Below are 14,742 nucleotides of genomic sequence, written 5' to 3'. Positions count from 1 at the left end.
TTATGGGGGTTAAGGCTGTCATCAAACTGTCATCATTTTGTCATCAAAAAAAATAATGATGACAGAAAACGCTTTAAATAAATTAAGAATGATGACGTGATGACAAAATGATGACACGTTAGTCCCAATGCTGATAGGCTTTAGAGGGTGTTGTCATCATATCATCAAAAAAACAAGTAAAACTATTTGGCTTATGAAAAAAGAAAGAACAATCAACTTATCGTGTGAAACAGCCCGTAACGTTTGCATCGTTGCCACGATGGCAAAGTTAGGGCACTTTCCGACCAAGTCGAGCGAAAAAGAAGCTTGGTTCCTGAGTCCATTCAGGTCAGAGATCCAAGCCTCTTTCAAGGTGGGCAAGAAACTGAACAGATGGTACGATCACGGAGCAGGAATAGGAGGTAATGTGATAGACCTGGTATGCCTGATTACCAAATCCTCGGTAAGGGAAGCCTTGAAAATGATCGGACAAGATCAAACCTCTTTTTCTTTTCAACAGCGCCCGTTTTTTGAAGAAGATAATGGACAAAGAATAACGATCACCAAAGTCAAAAAGCTGACCCATTTTGCATTGAAAGAATATTTGAAATCGAGAAACATTGAACTGAAAACCGCTTTGAGGTATTGTAAAGAGGTGCATTATGGTTTTAAGGACAAAAGCTTTTTCGCGATTGGATTGGAGAACGTATCCAGGGGATGGGAACTCCGGAACAAATATGTAAAAAATTCCAGTTCGCCGAAGGACATCACCCATATCAGAAATGGCCATACCAAGCTCATCATCACCGAAGGCATGTTCGACCTGTTATCGATTCTGGATTGGAATGAAAACTTGGAATTGGACTACGATTTTTTGGTATTGAACTCCATAGCCTTTGTCCAAAAAACGGTGAAGATCATGGATGGTTATACGGTTATCGAGCTCTATTTGGACAATGATTCAACTGGCAAAAAAACGACCCAAAACTTGATAGCCTACTCCAACAACTGCATAGACAAATCAACAATATACAAGGGGTTTAAAGACATGAACGAATGGCTCATACATATGACTAAAAAGGGACTTGGGCAGGAAACGCAAGATGTGTTTTTGTTGCCACAAAAACAAACTTGCTTTACTCCCGGCGGTCGCAAAGAAAAAAAGAAATGAAACGGACCTATATCAAATTCCGATGCTCCATCTACGAGAAAAAGCTACTCAGAAAAAGGGCGGAACGTGCAGGTATTTCCCTCTCTGAATATTGCCTTAGTTCCGCTTTTGGCAATCCCGTCATCGAACGTCTGACCGATGAACAATTGACGCATTATAAAATGCTGGTAAAGTACAAGAGCAACTTTACCCGAATCGGGAATATGTTCAAGAAGCACAACCCAAAACTGGCCAGCGAGGTCGAGAAACTTGCAGAGGAAATACGCACGCACCTGTACAATTTCAAAAGAACAAAGAAATGATAGGAAAAGGAAAATCCATAGCGCATACGGGAGCATGTATGGAATACGGTTGGAACCAGGAGAAGGATGCGGAAGTGGTATTTAGCCAACATCTGGCGGGAAATAATCCCCAGCAAATAACGGAAGAGTTCAAGCTGATACAGGAAGAGAACACCCGTTGCCAGAAGAATACCCTGAGCTTTATACTCAGCCCGACACAGGAAGATGGCAGGAACCTGACCAAGGATAAGCTAGAGGAACTCACCCAGAGGTTCATCAAGGAAATGCAATTGAAAGAACGACAGGCCATTGCCTTTGTCCATAGGGACAAGGCACATACCCATGTGCATCTGTACGTGAATCGTATCAGTTTTGATGGAAAGGCCTACAACGACAGTTTTATCGGGAAGCGAAGCCAATTGGCCGCCGAGAACGTGGCCAAGGAAATGGGGCTGACCACGGTCAAGGAGGTTCAATTCGAAAAAGAAATGGAATCCATACATACCCGTCTTGAAATAAAGAACATACACCAAAGGGTCATGGAGGAACAAAAGCCAAGAACCCTCGATGATTATATGAAGGCAATGAAAGCGCAGCATGTGGAAGTCATCCCGAGTATAAATAAGGCCAACAGATTACAGGGGTTCCGGTTCGAATACAAAGGGCACAATCTTAAGGCGAGCGAGGTGCACCGCTCCATGTCCGGAGGGAAGATCATCGGGCGACTTTCACAGAATAAAGGCATGGGAAAACCAATAGTGGCAGGCAAGTCCGTCCGGATATTGGGAAAAGCCGTGGAATTGGGCAGCAACCTTGCCACTAGCATTGCCAAAAACGCATTGAAAAAAACAATCAAAAGGGCCATCGATACAGGAATCGGATTTTAAAAGAAAAATACAATGGGATATAAAAAATTGGATGAGATCATGGAACTGCTGAGCGACGAGCTCGACGGGTTCAACAAGTCGTTGGAGAAGTTGGAAGGACTGACCAAGAATATGGATAATATCGAAATAAAACCGGATACTTCGCAAATCGATTATTTGCTCAAGGAACATCTGGACACTGAGAAGGCCAAAAGTTCAAGACTTCAAGAATCAATTCTTATTATAGGAAAGCAGATTTCGAGGGCCAGGTTGGTTCCGAAAACACAATTATGGGTTCACTATTCGATTTGGTCCATATCCCTGGTCATCATAGGGTATCTGGCTTTTCGGGTCTCTAGAATCGACCATATCCAACAAAAGGCATTCCTGGAAGGAAGGCAGCAGGTCATCTCGGATCTGAAAGGATATTTTGAACGATATCCCGGACATTACGAATCCTATCAAAAATGGATAAAAGAAAAGAATAGTGCTCCAAATCAAGAGTAGGGTGCGCCCTATGGAATTTTTGCTCAACGCTTATCTACCGGAACACTACAAAAATTCCACAGGATCCAAGCGCAAAGTTTAGGGGTAAGATTTGGGATTATCTCTTACTTCCCTAAAATGACCAAAAAAAAATTGAATGGCAATTTCGTTTACAATTTTAAAGAAAAACATTGTTTTTTGGCAAAGTATCTATGAGTAGTACGGAGTCAGGGAAACTTTTTGTTTCCGACTACGCACTTAGTCAAACTTTTTGCCCGCCCGAACGTGCCTTTTCGGTACGGTTGGGTTTTGATTTATTATTTTTGTCCGATGTAAAAGTAAAATCCATAAGATTTTGCGGACGTGCCTGCCGGCAAGCAGTTTTCTTTAATATACAAAGACCTTTCAGTTTAGCCCATAGCCCTTATTGCTTATAGGTTTTGGTGTGTGTTGGCTTTCTGTGTTTTTAATAGATTTTTTACTATTTCTTCCAATTCATTTTGTTTAAAATCAAACCAATTTTGTCTAAAATCCGAGTTGTCAATAGAATGCTTGAAATTTTGAAATGGTTTTTTTCTTATTAAAATAATCTCTAATTCCTGTTTAAATTTGTCGTCGGTCATTTGCTCGACAAATTGCTCCATAATTTTGAACGACTCAAAGCTTTCCAAAACCTCGATTTTAATAAAATCAGATTTTTGTTTTTTTATCTTTTCCAAATCCTCTAGAAAAACCTTTTTAAATTCTTCTTCATCCGATACCTGCGATAAGTTTGGTATGGCAATAATTTCATCCGTTTTAGAATTATAGTAACAGTCCATTCCACAATCCAGATTTCCAGCAATCTCCTTGATTATTTTTCGGTTAGAATTATCCATAAAAACATCCATGTTTATCTTCATCAATAATTTCAATGATTTTAGCTAAATGAGTTGAATTTGGAAATGGTTTATATAGTTCCCATTTTCCGCTAGCTCGCATCCAATACAAATTCCATAATTGTTTGGACTTATAGAATCGAATCTTTGCGAAAAGAATGTTTTGTATCTCTTTTGGATTATTCCACATAGGTCGGATTTCAAATAGCTCAATAATCTGACCGTCGTACGAGAATGCTAAATCAAGCTGTTTCCTAATTTCCAGATTTTCTGGACGTTTGGATTCCACATATCTCTTGATTGTGGAATGATTAATATCAATTACCTCGTTTTTCATTTTATCATAGATAATTTCAGCTTCTGACTAACGTTTATATTTAGTATAATATTCCTATAGCATAAAGCGTAATTATAGTTAATGTTAGCCCAAGTTTTACTATTTATTCAATGGAATAATTCTCCCGTCATCGTATTGTTTTTTTTCGAAACTATTTATTGTTTTCATTTTTTCTAAATAGTGTGCAAATAATTCTTTTGACAAATCCGTTTCCTCTAGATTTTCCAAAACACTACTCATATATTCGGAATTGTCCCAACTATCCATTTCAACAAAAATTCTACAGTATAATTCAATTGCATTATCAACTGACGATTTCCATAATGATTCAGCAAGAATAAATTGAAAGTCAGGATGCCAGGTTCTTGAATCTTTCATTAAACGAATAATTGCCTGTGAATTTAGATTATCAATATATCCAGAAAGTTTCACATATCCTTTATGCTCCCACCATTCCATATCATTTTCATTTGTGGTGATCAGTTCGTAGATATAATCAAAAGTTTCGTCTTTCATTCGATTTGCCTAACGACCTGCTAAACGCAGTTCCGTGATTTTTAAGGAAATATAGCAAAATCCATTAACTATCGTTTGAAAAACTGACTGATGTCATGGGTACTGGTTTTAATCGATAGTTTACCAAGAAGACCGTGCTATCGGTCGTATCTTGTGGATTTTGTGGTATTGGGATTAAAAATTGCGGGGCCAAATTGCTTTTAGCCATTGTTATTGCACGTTAGCCGCTTGAGCGGACAGCTGGGAGCTGTTAGTAATATAGGGACGCTTGCAATTTGGTTTAGCAGGTCGTTAGAGTACATTTCTTTTGGGGTGGGAGTGCGCAGCACGTAGCAACAAAAGTCAGCTTTAGTTGAATGTGCTCTAACGGTCTCGTATAACCGTCAGTTACGGGTTTATATGCGTTAATTTTCGGTTTGACACAGACGTTAGCAATTCCGAGTGGATTCGGACGTAGTCGAATCCGCCGTAATTGCGGTTAGCATCTATGAAAAAGCAGTAAGTCGAGTATCTTAAAGGTTAGCAAAAAAACTTAAGATATGAAAACACGAATTACTGCAACACCTAAGTTATACATTGGCATTGACATGCACAAACGTAGTTGGAAAGTTCACTGCGCTACCGATCTTAGTTCTGGCAAGACATTTTCTATGCCGCCCGAGCCTGAATTGCTTCTAAGCTATGTTGAGAGGTATTACCCTGATTTCGATGTTTCGACTGCCTACGAGGCAGGCTGTTGCGGTTACTTTGCCCATCGTTGCTTCGAGGGTTATGGCTGGCGTTCGTTGGTAGTGAACCCCGCCGATATCTTCAGAAAGGGCAAGGAGCGCCATACCAAGACCGATAAGATCGATGCTCAGCTCATAGCAAGGGAGCTGAAGGACGGTCGATTGGAGGGCATACAAGTGCCCGATCCCAAGCGCGAACAGTTGCGCAGCCTGTTCCGCAGGAGGAACGATCTGGTCAAGGACATGCGGCAGATCAAGAGCTACATCAAGATGCAGTTGTTGTATTATGGAGTGAAGGTACCCGAAGGTTATGACAACGATCATTGGAGCCACGATTTCAGGAATTGGTTGGACGCTCTGGCTTTCCAGTACGAAACGGGCAAGGAAGTGCTCAATAGTAGAATGCGGAGTTTTCGATTTATCGACAAGGAGTTCAGGGATGTCTCGACACAGCTGAGAAAATGGACGAAGAAATATTATAAAGAGGATTATATGCTATTGCGCAGCATACCGGGTATAGGTCCGATAGTTGCCAGCGGCATACTGAGCGAACTGGGAGATCTGAGAAGGTTCAACGGCATCAAACAGCTCTCGGGCTATGTGGGCCTGTGCCCTGGTATCTATCAAAGCGGTGACACGGTAAGGCATACGGGCATGACCATGCGTTCGCATCGTTTGATACGAAGTTACTTTATCGAGGCCTCGTGGCAGGCCATCAGAACCGACCCCGTGATGCAGGCCTATTATCGCAAGCACCATGGCAAGAACACCAAGAAGGTAATCGTAAAAGTGGCCAGAAAGCTGTTGAGCAGGACTCTGGCCGTGATAAAAACAGAGACCCCCTATCAGATCGGGGTTATTGAATAGAAATGTGAACCAGTAACAAAGCTCAACAAGAAGTAGAATAGTCTAGATTACAAAACAATGTGGGTGACCATCTCTTAGGATAGGATCACATCGGTTAGCAAGTGACTGGACTAATTAACTTATAATCATACAGATGCTGGTGACGGTCATAAGAACTGATCACATATAGGATGCGGAGCAAGTTATACTAAAAGAAAAAAGGTGGTTTAAGATTAAAACAACATTTTAATTATCTTTGAGACACTGGACTATGGCTTTTCATAGGATACATTGTTGGCAAACGTTTTTTCTTTTAGTTGTCCGTTTATAATTTTCTTTAAATCAGTTATAGATTTGTCCTTTTGACTATTATATCCGTAATGTACCAGTCCGATTCCAAAACCAATCATTATTAATGGAAAAATCAGCAAAATAGGATTAGTTCCTTGATTTATAACTCCTACAATTCCCATAATGAAGGCAAATCCGACAAAAGTCAGCCAGAATAGCATAAACACAATTACAAAAGTGTGAACTTTTAAATCCGCAACTAATTTGGTTCCATTTATATTCGGTTGAATTTTTCCTTTGATTTGAGGAAGAAAAGAATTCCGACCTGTTATTATTCGCTGAATTTCAAACCTGTCTTGTTCAAAATTTCCTTCAAACAATTCCTTTTCTTGAGATTTGTCAAATCCAATTTTCAGTCTTTTTTTTGGTCGAATATTTTCCGCTAATATTTTTCTGACTTCTTGATTTGAAAGAGTAGTTATTATTTCAATTTTATCAGACGGAATTATCCTCATTTCGTTTTTCTCAAATGTTTGCCAACGGTTTTGGCTATGATTGCGGCGCGGCGTTGGGGGCGAAGCTATCGGAGGATCTAACGGCTTTGTCGTTAGAAATTCGCGCTGGCAAAGCGAGCCCTGGCCGTAATCCATTTAAGCCAGTTTTAGTTTTATTTAAATGTAGGAAATTTTGAGCAAGTTGAAATGCAGCGCTGAATTATAGCCGTTGTTACAGCACGTTTTACATTGCCCAAGTGTCCTCGATTTTTTCAATTTTCCATTTGTCTTTCACCTTTTTTATATAAACCCTAAATCCCTCACCGCATTGGTAGGGACCACAAACGTACCCCACATGAAGTAACCCACTGGTTTTGTCTTTATTGAAAAGAATATTTGAAAAGAAAAATTTGGCTGATAGGTAGAAGTCGTCGTCGGTCTTCCAGAATTCAAGGCCAGTTGGAAAAGAGGAAAGCGGCCTAAATTTAATTCTCTTATCACTGGCCTTTAGTTTTGCAAAATCCATTATTATAAGCGAATCCTCTTTCAGAGAATCTACTTCTATTGATAAACCTTTTAAATGACTTTGCAGGCTTAGATAATCGTCCTTATTAAGGTGTTCCAAGGTGTCACTAATAACAATGACGATTGAGGTAGTATCCCTTGCAAGAGAATCTAGTTTAAAGGTATTATTGTTGACTTCGTGCAATGTGGGCCTACTATCGTAATGTAAGGTGTCAATGAGAGTGGGAAATATTTCGTATAAAACACTTGGTGCAGGCTTTATTTTCTCTTTAACTGCGGAGTTACACCCTGCAATTGATAGTGAAATTAGTAATGCCTGCAGGGTGTTTTTTATCATATGTGCTGTAATGGTTCGGCTATGATCTGTTGCGGAAAATGTCCGCAGGACTTTTCCGCCCAAGACCAAGCCACTGCATAAAATTAAGGATTTCCGTCAAAGGAAATCCGCCCGCAATGGATTATAGGTAATGTTAGAGCCAGTTTTTACTTATAAAATCTGAGTATATCATAATTTGCAATTGTTTTTGCCAATTCGACAGGACTTATATCATTTAAATTTTTCAAATTCCTATCTGCACCGTTGGCCAAAAGCAGTGAAATAAAATCCCCCTTTCCATTAGAAGTAAAAGTTGCCCGCCATAATGGGCTATTACCATACTTATCCTGTAAGTCCAGCGATGCACCCTTATCAATTAAAAGTTTTCCAATTCTTATGTCATTATTCTGAGCAGCAAAGTGGAGTGCCGTCCAACCGTTCGAATCACACTGATTTATATCAATTCCATCATGAATAATCTGTTTAGCTTTCTCAAAGTTCATATCAATTACTGATATTAAAAAATCAGATCTTTCCATTCATTAAAAGTTATTGATGCAATTGGCTCTAACGTTTATGTATATGGAAAGTTGCGTGTTTGTGTGCGAGGATTTTCCGAAGGAAAATCAGAAGCTAGCAAACGAGCAACTAACATTGATTTAGGTAAAACTAGCAATTTTTTATATACTGTGTTGGCTACAGTTATTTTATTTTTATGCAACTCCATTTACTCGAAAGTCTACAAATTCCTTTTTGTCAATTATATAATTTATATTCCAAAATCGACTTCCTCCGTCAAACCACATTTGCCAATCCGTTTTCCAAGAATCGTCGGGTTTAGTCCAACCACGAATAGATTCCCAAATACTATAGCCATTCCAAATGAAATTTGCGTGAATTACTCTTTGTCCGTATTGGTCAATAAATCCGATATATTGTCGGTCATATTTTTTTAATCTTTTATGAATTATTGGTCCATAATGTTTTCCTTGATTCGGTTTGTTTTTATTAATCTTTTTTATTTGGCTTCGTAATTGATTTTCCAATTCCACAATTTCTTCTTTTGTTGGTGTAAATCTTTTTTCAATTGATGGATTTTCGGTTAGCGGAATGTCATAAGTTTTAGGAAAAATTGCTCCTTTAAAATTTCGACTATTAATCAACTCAATATTTTGAGAGAAAGTCAGTCCAAAATTAAGCGTCAATATTATTAGAAGCAGGTTTTTCATAATTGTAGCCAACGGTCTCGTATAACCGTCAGTTACGGGTTAATATGCATTAATTTTCGGTTTAGCACAGTCTTTAGCAATTCCGAGTGGATTCGGACGTAGTCGAATCCGCCGTAATTGCGGTTAGCATCTATGAAAAAGCAGTAAGTCGAGTATCTTAAAGGTTAGCAAAAAAACTTAAGATATGAAAACACGAATTACTGCAACACCTAAGTTATACATTGGCATTGACATGCACAAACGTAGTTGGAAAGTTCACTGCGCTACCGATCTTAGTTCTGGCAAGACATTTTCTATGCCGCCCGAGCCTGAATTGCTTCTAAGCTATGTTGAGAGGTATTACCCTGATTTCGATGTTTCGACTGCCTACGAGGCAGGCTGTTGCGGTTACTTTGCCCATCGTTGCTTCGAGGGTTATGGCTGGCGTTCGTTGGTAGTGAACCCCGCCGATATCTTCAGAAAGGGCAAGGAGCGCCATACCAAGACCGATAAGATCGATGCTCAGCTCATAGCAAGGGAGCTGAAGGACGGTCGATTGGAGGGCATACAAGTGCCCGATCCCAAGCGCGAACAGTTGCGCAGCCTGTTCCGCAGGAGGAACGATCTGGTCAAGGACATGCGGCAGATCAAGAGCTACATCAAGATGCAGTTGTTGTATTATGGAGTGAAGGTACCCGAAGGTTATGACAACGATCATTGGAGCCACGATTTCAGGAATTGGTTGGACGCTCTGGCTTTCCAGTACGAAACGGGCAAGGAAGTGCTCAATAGTAGAATGCGGAGTTTTCGATTTATCGACAAGGAGTTCAGGGATGTCTCGACACAGCTGAGAAAATGGACGAAGAAATATTATAAAGAGGATTATATGCTATTGCGCAGCATACCGGGTATAGGTCCGATAGTTGCCAGCGGCATACTGAGCGAACTGGGAGATCTGAGAAGGTTCAACGGCATCAAACAGCTCTCGGGCTATGTGGGCCTGTGCCCTGGTATCTATCAAAGCGGTGACACGGTAAGGCATACGGGCATGACCATGCGTTCGCATCGTTTGATACGAAGTTACTTTATCGAGGCCTCGTGGCAGGCCATCAGAACCGACCCCGTGATGCAGGCCTATTATCGCAAGCACCATGGCAAGAACACCAAGAAGGTAATCGTAAAAGTGGCCAGAAAGCTGTTGAGCAGGACTCTGGCCGTGATAAAAACAGAGACCCCCTATCAGATCGGGGTTATTGAATAGAAATGTGAACCAGTAACAAAGCTCAACAAGAAGTAGAATAGTCTAGATTACAAAACAATGTGGGTGACCATCTCTTAGGATAGGATCACATCGGTTAGCAAGTGACTGGACTAATTAACTTATAATCATACAGATGCTGGTGACGGTCATAAGAACTGATCACATATAGGATGCGGAGCAAGTTATACTAAAAGAAAAAAGGTGGTTTAAGATTAAAACAACATTTTAATTATCTTTGAGACACTGGACTATGGCTTTTCATAGGATACATTGTTGTAGTGCGTTTTTATTTCCCAATTCCGCTGTTATTTATATGTTCCAACAGAGCATTTTCCAGTTCGTCTGATACTTTCCAAAATTTATTGTCCATTTCCTCAATGTAGTCTTCAAATTCGTCTTCATCAAATTTTTCGAATTCCTCTTGCCGAGCATCTGGTCCTTCTGGAATTCCATTTGGCAAATAGGTTTTGTTAAATTCACGTAATTGGTTAGCCACCGAATTAAAATTCAGATATTCCAAATCCTCAATCGTATCGGCATTTTTGTCAGCTCCGTAATTCATATAATGGTCCCATAATCCGCCAGTTGTCAAAGGTTCAACATTAAACCAAACTCGTTGTTCACGAGTAAGTTTTTCATAATTGGAAAATCCAATTTCAACTATTTTTTCCCACGCATCTTGGGCTTCGTCTCTTGTCATATTTTCGGTTTTCTCAAATGCACTACAACGGTTTAGCTATGAACAGTACGGGAGTAAATTAGCGTTTACTTTCCGTCTGCGCGCGCAGCAAAAGCTTTTTGTTTTGATTTATATTTTTTCGCCAGAGCAATCCCGACGCTTCGGGAGAAAAGATTTTGCGATCATAGTAAATATACGCTTACTTTAAATTAAACACCAAACTCCGCATTACTTATAGGTATTGTTGTGCAACGTATTTTATTCTCGCTTTTCATTCATAAAATTTCAATTCTTTCATTTTCGAAGCGCTATTACTATTTACTTCAACAATAATTCGTTGACCAGTTCCGCAACCACAAGCTTCGCAGTCAGTCGCTAAAGATGAATTACTGTCAAAACTCAGACTTATAACAGTTACATTTTCCATTTCCAAATATTCCGTAACGGCATTTTCCGTTTCCGTATTTGAATTATTTTCTCCTGTATTCCAAGGGTCCGCGCATTTGGTTTGATTCCAGAAAAATAAAGTTGAGTTTCCGTTTGAGTTATCATCGTTTTTACAGCTGTATGACAGGAGAAATATAAATCCTATTAAAAAATGAATTTCAAATTTCATTGCTTTTTGTTATATGTTGCACAACGGTTTTGTGTATGGTTAGTTGCGCCTGCCTGCCGCAGGCAGGTGTTTAAGCAACTAAATTAGTAAACAAAAACGAGCGCGAGAAAATTCCGAAGGAATTTTCCGAGTAGGCAACGACCAAAGCAATTAATTATACACGGTGTTGTACACAGTACTTTTATTTCCATTTTTCTATTAATTCAGCCACTCCGTTTTTTATTCCGTCATAAAAGTTTCCATTTTTAAATTCAGGAATGATGGTCTGGTCAATAACATTTTTACAAATTTGGTCAGTCAAAATGAGTTCCGTTCCAAATCCAGTTGCAATACCGATTTTCTGACAAGGTTTACAAAGCAGAATTATCAGTCCATTATCTTTTTCCGCTGTTCCAACTCCCCAATATTTTCCCAAATCCGTCGCCATTTTTTGTATGTCAGAATATGGATTTATACTATCAATTGTTACAACAACTATTTGTCGGGTGGTTTCAATATTGTAGTCGTAAATAATGTCCGACAGTTCTTTCCTTTGTGAAGGACTAAAGATGCTGTCATAATCATTTATTATTAGACCTTTAAGTTTTGTTTCTCGAAACTTTTCAACTGTCGAGAAATCAAATTCAGTAGTAGTTTTTTTTGTTTCAGTTTCCTGTGCTGAACCTTTGCAAGAAAGCAGGTTTAAAGTCAGAAAAAGGATTAATATTTTAATTCCGATTTTCATTTTTCGTATTGTGTACAACGGTTTGTGTATGGTTAGTTGCGATTGTTTCGCAACTAAAATAGCAAAAGGAAACCGAACCTTAGGAAAATCCGGCCTGCCACGCCTTGGCGTGGAGGATTTTCCGAGTAACACTAACCCAAGCAATTAATTATACACAGTGTTGGGAACAGTTTTTTTATGATTTTTATTTAGCTACTTCAATTGCCACCTTCTTTAAAATAGTATCAAGGCTTTGCCTGTCATAAAATTTGCCATTGGACAATACTGAATAAATTTCTTTTGTATTACTAATATTATCTAATGGGTTTGCCTCTAATAGGATTAAATCTGCAATAAAACCAATTTTAATATTCCCATATGAATCTGATTTATCAGCATATTCTGCTGCATTTAAAGTAGCTGTCTGTAATGCTTCCAATTCTGTCAATCCAGCTTCAACTAATAACTCCAACTCTTCATGAAGTCCAAATCCATAATGAACTCCAAATACACCACAGTCAGAACCTGCTAGAAGTTTCACACCTGCTTTATTCATATCACCAACAATGTTAAATCGCTTTTCTCGAATTAAAGGATTCTGTATTCCTAAAATCTCCTTAGTTGATATTTCATCTTCAATCCAAAAGTCATGTTCTTTTTCAGGTAAATATTTGAGTCTTGAATCATCTCTCCAATCATAATCTCTTAAGATATTATCCATTTCCGTTGCGACTAAAGTAGGTGTGAAAAAGGTGTTGTTTTCAAGAAACTTCTTAAAGACTTCCTGACATTTTGCATCATCATAAGTTTTCACTAGTTCCAAAACCAAACTATACATGTTTTTTGGCTCTCTTGATTGAATGAGTTCAGTAATTTGTTCACGAAGTCTTTTTTCTTCTGAACTACATTCTTCAAAAAGACTGCCTGCACAACAATGCTCAATGCTTTTTTGGCCTGCATCAGAAGCTTCAGATGCTTTAATTGACGCTGGAACATGACCTGCAATCGGTAGTTCTTTCTTATTGGCTTCATCTGCTATTCCAAAATAAGCTTCTCTAGGTATTTCATCATATATTTTAATAAAATCAACACCTCTATCCAATAAAAGATGAACAAGTTTTTTTCCGTCTTGTCTGTTTCCGGGTTCTTTTATTGTTGAAGCTTCTCCTGATTTTACACCATGAATATAGGTACTTCCAAGTATAGCATTAGGACCAATAACCTTTCCATATTTAACCTCTGATTGTAATCCTCTGGATTGCTCAATGCTCATGTCCAATTCCCAACACGGTTCAAAACAATCAGCGCTTAACACACGAATTCCTGTAACTCCATTAGCAATAAATAATGGGTAAAGTATGCTTCTAGTTACGGATTCAGACGATGTATGAGCGTGCATATCCCAAAGGCCAGGAATAATATATTTCCCTGTTCCATTAACTATCTTGGCTTCTGGAGAAAGCTCTATTTCATTTGATTTTCCTATCGTAGTAATTATACCGTTTTTGATGATTAAGGTCATTCCTTCCGAAACTTGACCATTATTCATGTCAATGAGGGAGGTGTTAGTGATAACAATTAAATTATCTGTTTTTTCTTTTCTAGGATTATCGCATGAATAGTTTCCTAAAATCAGAAAACCTAAAATCATTATGTTTCTAAATGCTATTTCCAAAGATTGATTTTAATTGTTCCCAACGTTTCGGCTATGATTTCGTTGCGGACATTTCCGTAGGAAATTGGCCGTATGAAATCCAGCCGGTTAATGGTTATTATTTTTCAAGTTAGTTAAAAAGCAGCAATGAATTATAGCCATTGTTGCCAGTAGTACTTTATTCCGTTACTAAATCTGCCAACACTTCTCTTCCTTTGTTTTTGAATTCTGTCCAAATTGGGTCTGAAATATCTGCATTCATAAGTTTATTTTCATCAATGCTATTCATTCGAATCCTATGTTTTTTAATTATTTCTAAAACTTGCTTTGGGTTTTGGTTTATTTTTCCATTCAAGCTGTCCGCTAAATGAGTTAAAATTCGTCCAATATTTATTCGGTTTTCAGTTAGAGACAAACTCGAATTTGGTCCACCCCAAATTTCATCCGCTTTTGGGTCGTCTTGATTATCATCTTCCCAATTACAAACTTCGCAAATATCATATCCACCTCGTTCCGTAAGAGTTGGATATCCACAACCAGGACAAGTAAATAAATTCAGATTTTTTTCCTTAATGTAGTTGTCAAACGTAATTCGTTTTTGTTTAAAATCAGATAGGATTTGTTTTTCTGTTTCGGTCAATTTATCAGATTCAAACTTTTTAGGATAGTTGGATTCAGTCATATTTTCAATCCGCTTTTCGGTTTTATTTGTTTGTCCACAGCCAATAAATAAACTCAAAATTAATAGCTTAAAAATATTTTAATCGGTCTAATCGTATTACTGGCAACGGTCAAGTGTATGCGTAGTAGCGAGGATACGAGCCATTACGCATACACGATGTTAGCGAGTCGTTGTTCTTTATTTTGGTATTTAACATCAAATAAAAATTAAGATTAGCGTTAAAAC

General features: G+C 38.5%; 18 protein-coding genes. 6 read left to right on the top strand and 12 right to left on the bottom strand.

The window, feature by feature from the left end:
- The first annotated feature begins 193 nt into the window (after positions 1–193).
- From HPE63_RS18025 to HPE63_RS18010, 4 genes are read left to right on the top strand one after another with little or no spacing between them, the layout of a single operon-like run.
- Complete coding sequence (locus HPE63_RS18025) at positions 194–1,150, top strand: toprim domain-containing protein (protein ID WP_188315700.1); 957 nt, start codon at positions 194–196, stop codon at positions 1,148–1,150.
- Positions 1,147–1,452, top strand: coding sequence for a mobilization protein MbpA (gene mbpA / locus HPE63_RS18020; RefSeq protein WP_188315699.1), 306 nt, complete (start codon positions 1,147–1,149; stop codon positions 1,450–1,452). Before HPE63_RS18025 ends, mbpA begins: the two co-directional genes overlap by 4 nt.
- On the top strand, positions 1,449–2,318 hold the full coding sequence (locus tag HPE63_RS18015) for a relaxase/mobilization nuclease domain-containing protein (protein ID WP_188315698.1): 870 nt from the start codon (positions 1,449–1,451) through the stop codon (positions 2,316–2,318). The genes mbpA and HPE63_RS18015 overlap by 4 nt, the downstream gene beginning before the upstream one ends.
- A gap of 12 nt (positions 2,319–2,330) precedes the next feature.
- The gene (locus HPE63_RS18010; protein WP_188315697.1) at positions 2,331–2,804 is read left to right on the top strand and encodes a DUF6730 family protein; all 474 of its coding nucleotides are present in this window, start codon (positions 2,331–2,333) and stop codon (positions 2,802–2,804) included.
- A 410-nt stretch (positions 2,805–3,214) separates the two neighbouring features.
- Here HPE63_RS18010 and HPE63_RS18005 read toward each other — a convergent pair whose 3' ends face one another.
- The 3 genes from HPE63_RS18005 to HPE63_RS17995 form a co-directional block, all read right to left on the bottom strand.
- Complete coding sequence (locus HPE63_RS18005) at positions 3,215–3,685, bottom strand: UPF0158 family protein (protein ID WP_223198218.1); 471 nt, start codon at positions 3,683–3,685, stop codon at positions 3,215–3,217.
- A complete protein-coding gene (locus HPE63_RS18000; protein ID WP_188315696.1) occupies positions 3,654–3,998 on the bottom strand; it encodes a DUF3024 domain-containing protein in 345 nt (114 codons plus the stop codon). The genes HPE63_RS18005 and HPE63_RS18000 overlap by 32 nt, the downstream gene beginning before the upstream one ends.
- A 99-nt stretch (positions 3,999–4,097) precedes the next feature.
- On the bottom strand, positions 4,098–4,514 hold the full coding sequence (locus tag HPE63_RS17995) for a hypothetical protein (protein WP_188315695.1): 417 nt from the start codon (positions 4,512–4,514) through the stop codon (positions 4,098–4,100).
- Positions 4,515–5,053: 539 nt separating this feature from the next.
- On the opposite strand from HPE63_RS17995, the gene HPE63_RS17990 reads away from it, so the two are divergent.
- Positions 5,054–6,109, top strand: coding sequence for an IS110 family RNA-guided transposase (locus tag HPE63_RS17990; protein ID WP_188315691.1), 1,056 nt, complete (start codon positions 5,054–5,056; stop codon positions 6,107–6,109).
- 248 nt (positions 6,110–6,357) lie between these two features.
- Here HPE63_RS17990 and HPE63_RS17985 read toward each other — a convergent pair whose 3' ends face one another.
- From HPE63_RS17985 to HPE63_RS17970, 4 genes are all read right to left on the bottom strand, one after another.
- Positions 6,358–7,029: a hypothetical protein gene (locus HPE63_RS17985; protein WP_223198217.1), complete on the bottom strand. Its 672-nt coding sequence runs from the start codon at positions 7,027–7,029 to the stop codon at positions 6,358–6,360.
- A gap of 88 nt (positions 7,030–7,117) precedes the next feature.
- The gene (locus HPE63_RS17980) at positions 7,118–7,735 is read right to left on the bottom strand and encodes a hypothetical protein (protein WP_188315694.1); all 618 of its coding nucleotides are present in this window, start codon (positions 7,733–7,735) and stop codon (positions 7,118–7,120) included.
- A gap of 146 nt (positions 7,736–7,881) precedes the next feature.
- Entirely contained in the window at positions 7,882–8,253 is a 372-nt protein-coding gene (locus HPE63_RS17975) for an ankyrin repeat domain-containing protein (protein WP_188315693.1), read from the bottom strand.
- Between the two features lie 174 nt (positions 8,254–8,427).
- Positions 8,428–8,943 (bottom strand): hypothetical protein, encoded by a 516-nt coding sequence (locus tag HPE63_RS17970; RefSeq protein ID WP_188315692.1) that lies wholly within the window; start codon positions 8,941–8,943, stop codon positions 8,428–8,430.
- Between the two features lie 184 nt (positions 8,944–9,127).
- Between HPE63_RS17970 and HPE63_RS17965 the strand changes: the two genes are divergently transcribed.
- Positions 9,128–10,183, top strand: coding sequence for an IS110 family RNA-guided transposase (locus HPE63_RS17965; protein WP_188315691.1), 1,056 nt, complete (start codon positions 9,128–9,130; stop codon positions 10,181–10,183).
- Positions 10,184–10,469: 286 nt separating this feature from the next.
- Here HPE63_RS17965 and HPE63_RS17960 read toward each other — a convergent pair whose 3' ends face one another.
- The 5 genes from HPE63_RS17960 to HPE63_RS17940 all read right to left on the bottom strand — a co-directional run bounded on the left by HPE63_RS17960 (position 10,470) and on the right by HPE63_RS17940 (position 14,574).
- Entirely contained in the window at positions 10,470–10,883 is a 414-nt protein-coding gene (locus HPE63_RS17960) for a DMP19 family protein (protein ID WP_028374946.1), read from the bottom strand.
- Positions 10,884–11,133: 250 nt separating this feature from the next.
- Complete coding sequence (locus tag HPE63_RS17955; RefSeq protein WP_188315690.1) at positions 11,134–11,478, bottom strand: hypothetical protein; 345 nt, start codon at positions 11,476–11,478, stop codon at positions 11,134–11,136.
- Positions 11,479–11,659: 181 nt separating this feature from the next.
- Complete coding sequence (locus HPE63_RS17950; protein WP_188315689.1) at positions 11,660–12,202, bottom strand: TPM domain-containing protein; 543 nt, start codon at positions 12,200–12,202, stop codon at positions 11,660–11,662.
- A 184-nt stretch (positions 12,203–12,386) separates the two neighbouring features.
- A complete protein-coding gene (locus tag HPE63_RS17945) occupies positions 12,387–13,856 on the bottom strand; it encodes an amidohydrolase family protein (protein ID WP_188315688.1) in 1,470 nt (489 codons plus the stop codon).
- A gap of 157 nt (positions 13,857–14,013) precedes the next feature.
- Positions 14,014–14,574, bottom strand: a complete 561-nt coding sequence (locus HPE63_RS17940; RefSeq protein ID WP_223198216.1) for a CPCC family cysteine-rich protein — start codon at positions 14,572–14,574, stop codon at positions 14,014–14,016.
- Positions 14,575–14,742: the final 168 nt, after the last annotated feature.

It is taken from the genome of Maribacter arenosus (genome assembly GCF_014610845.1).
Lineage (GTDB): Bacteria > Bacteroidota > Bacteroidia > Flavobacteriales > Flavobacteriaceae > Maribacter_A > Maribacter_A arenosus.
Note: the sequence above shows the minus strand (reverse complement) of the source record. Positions and strands in the feature narration are given on the sequence as shown.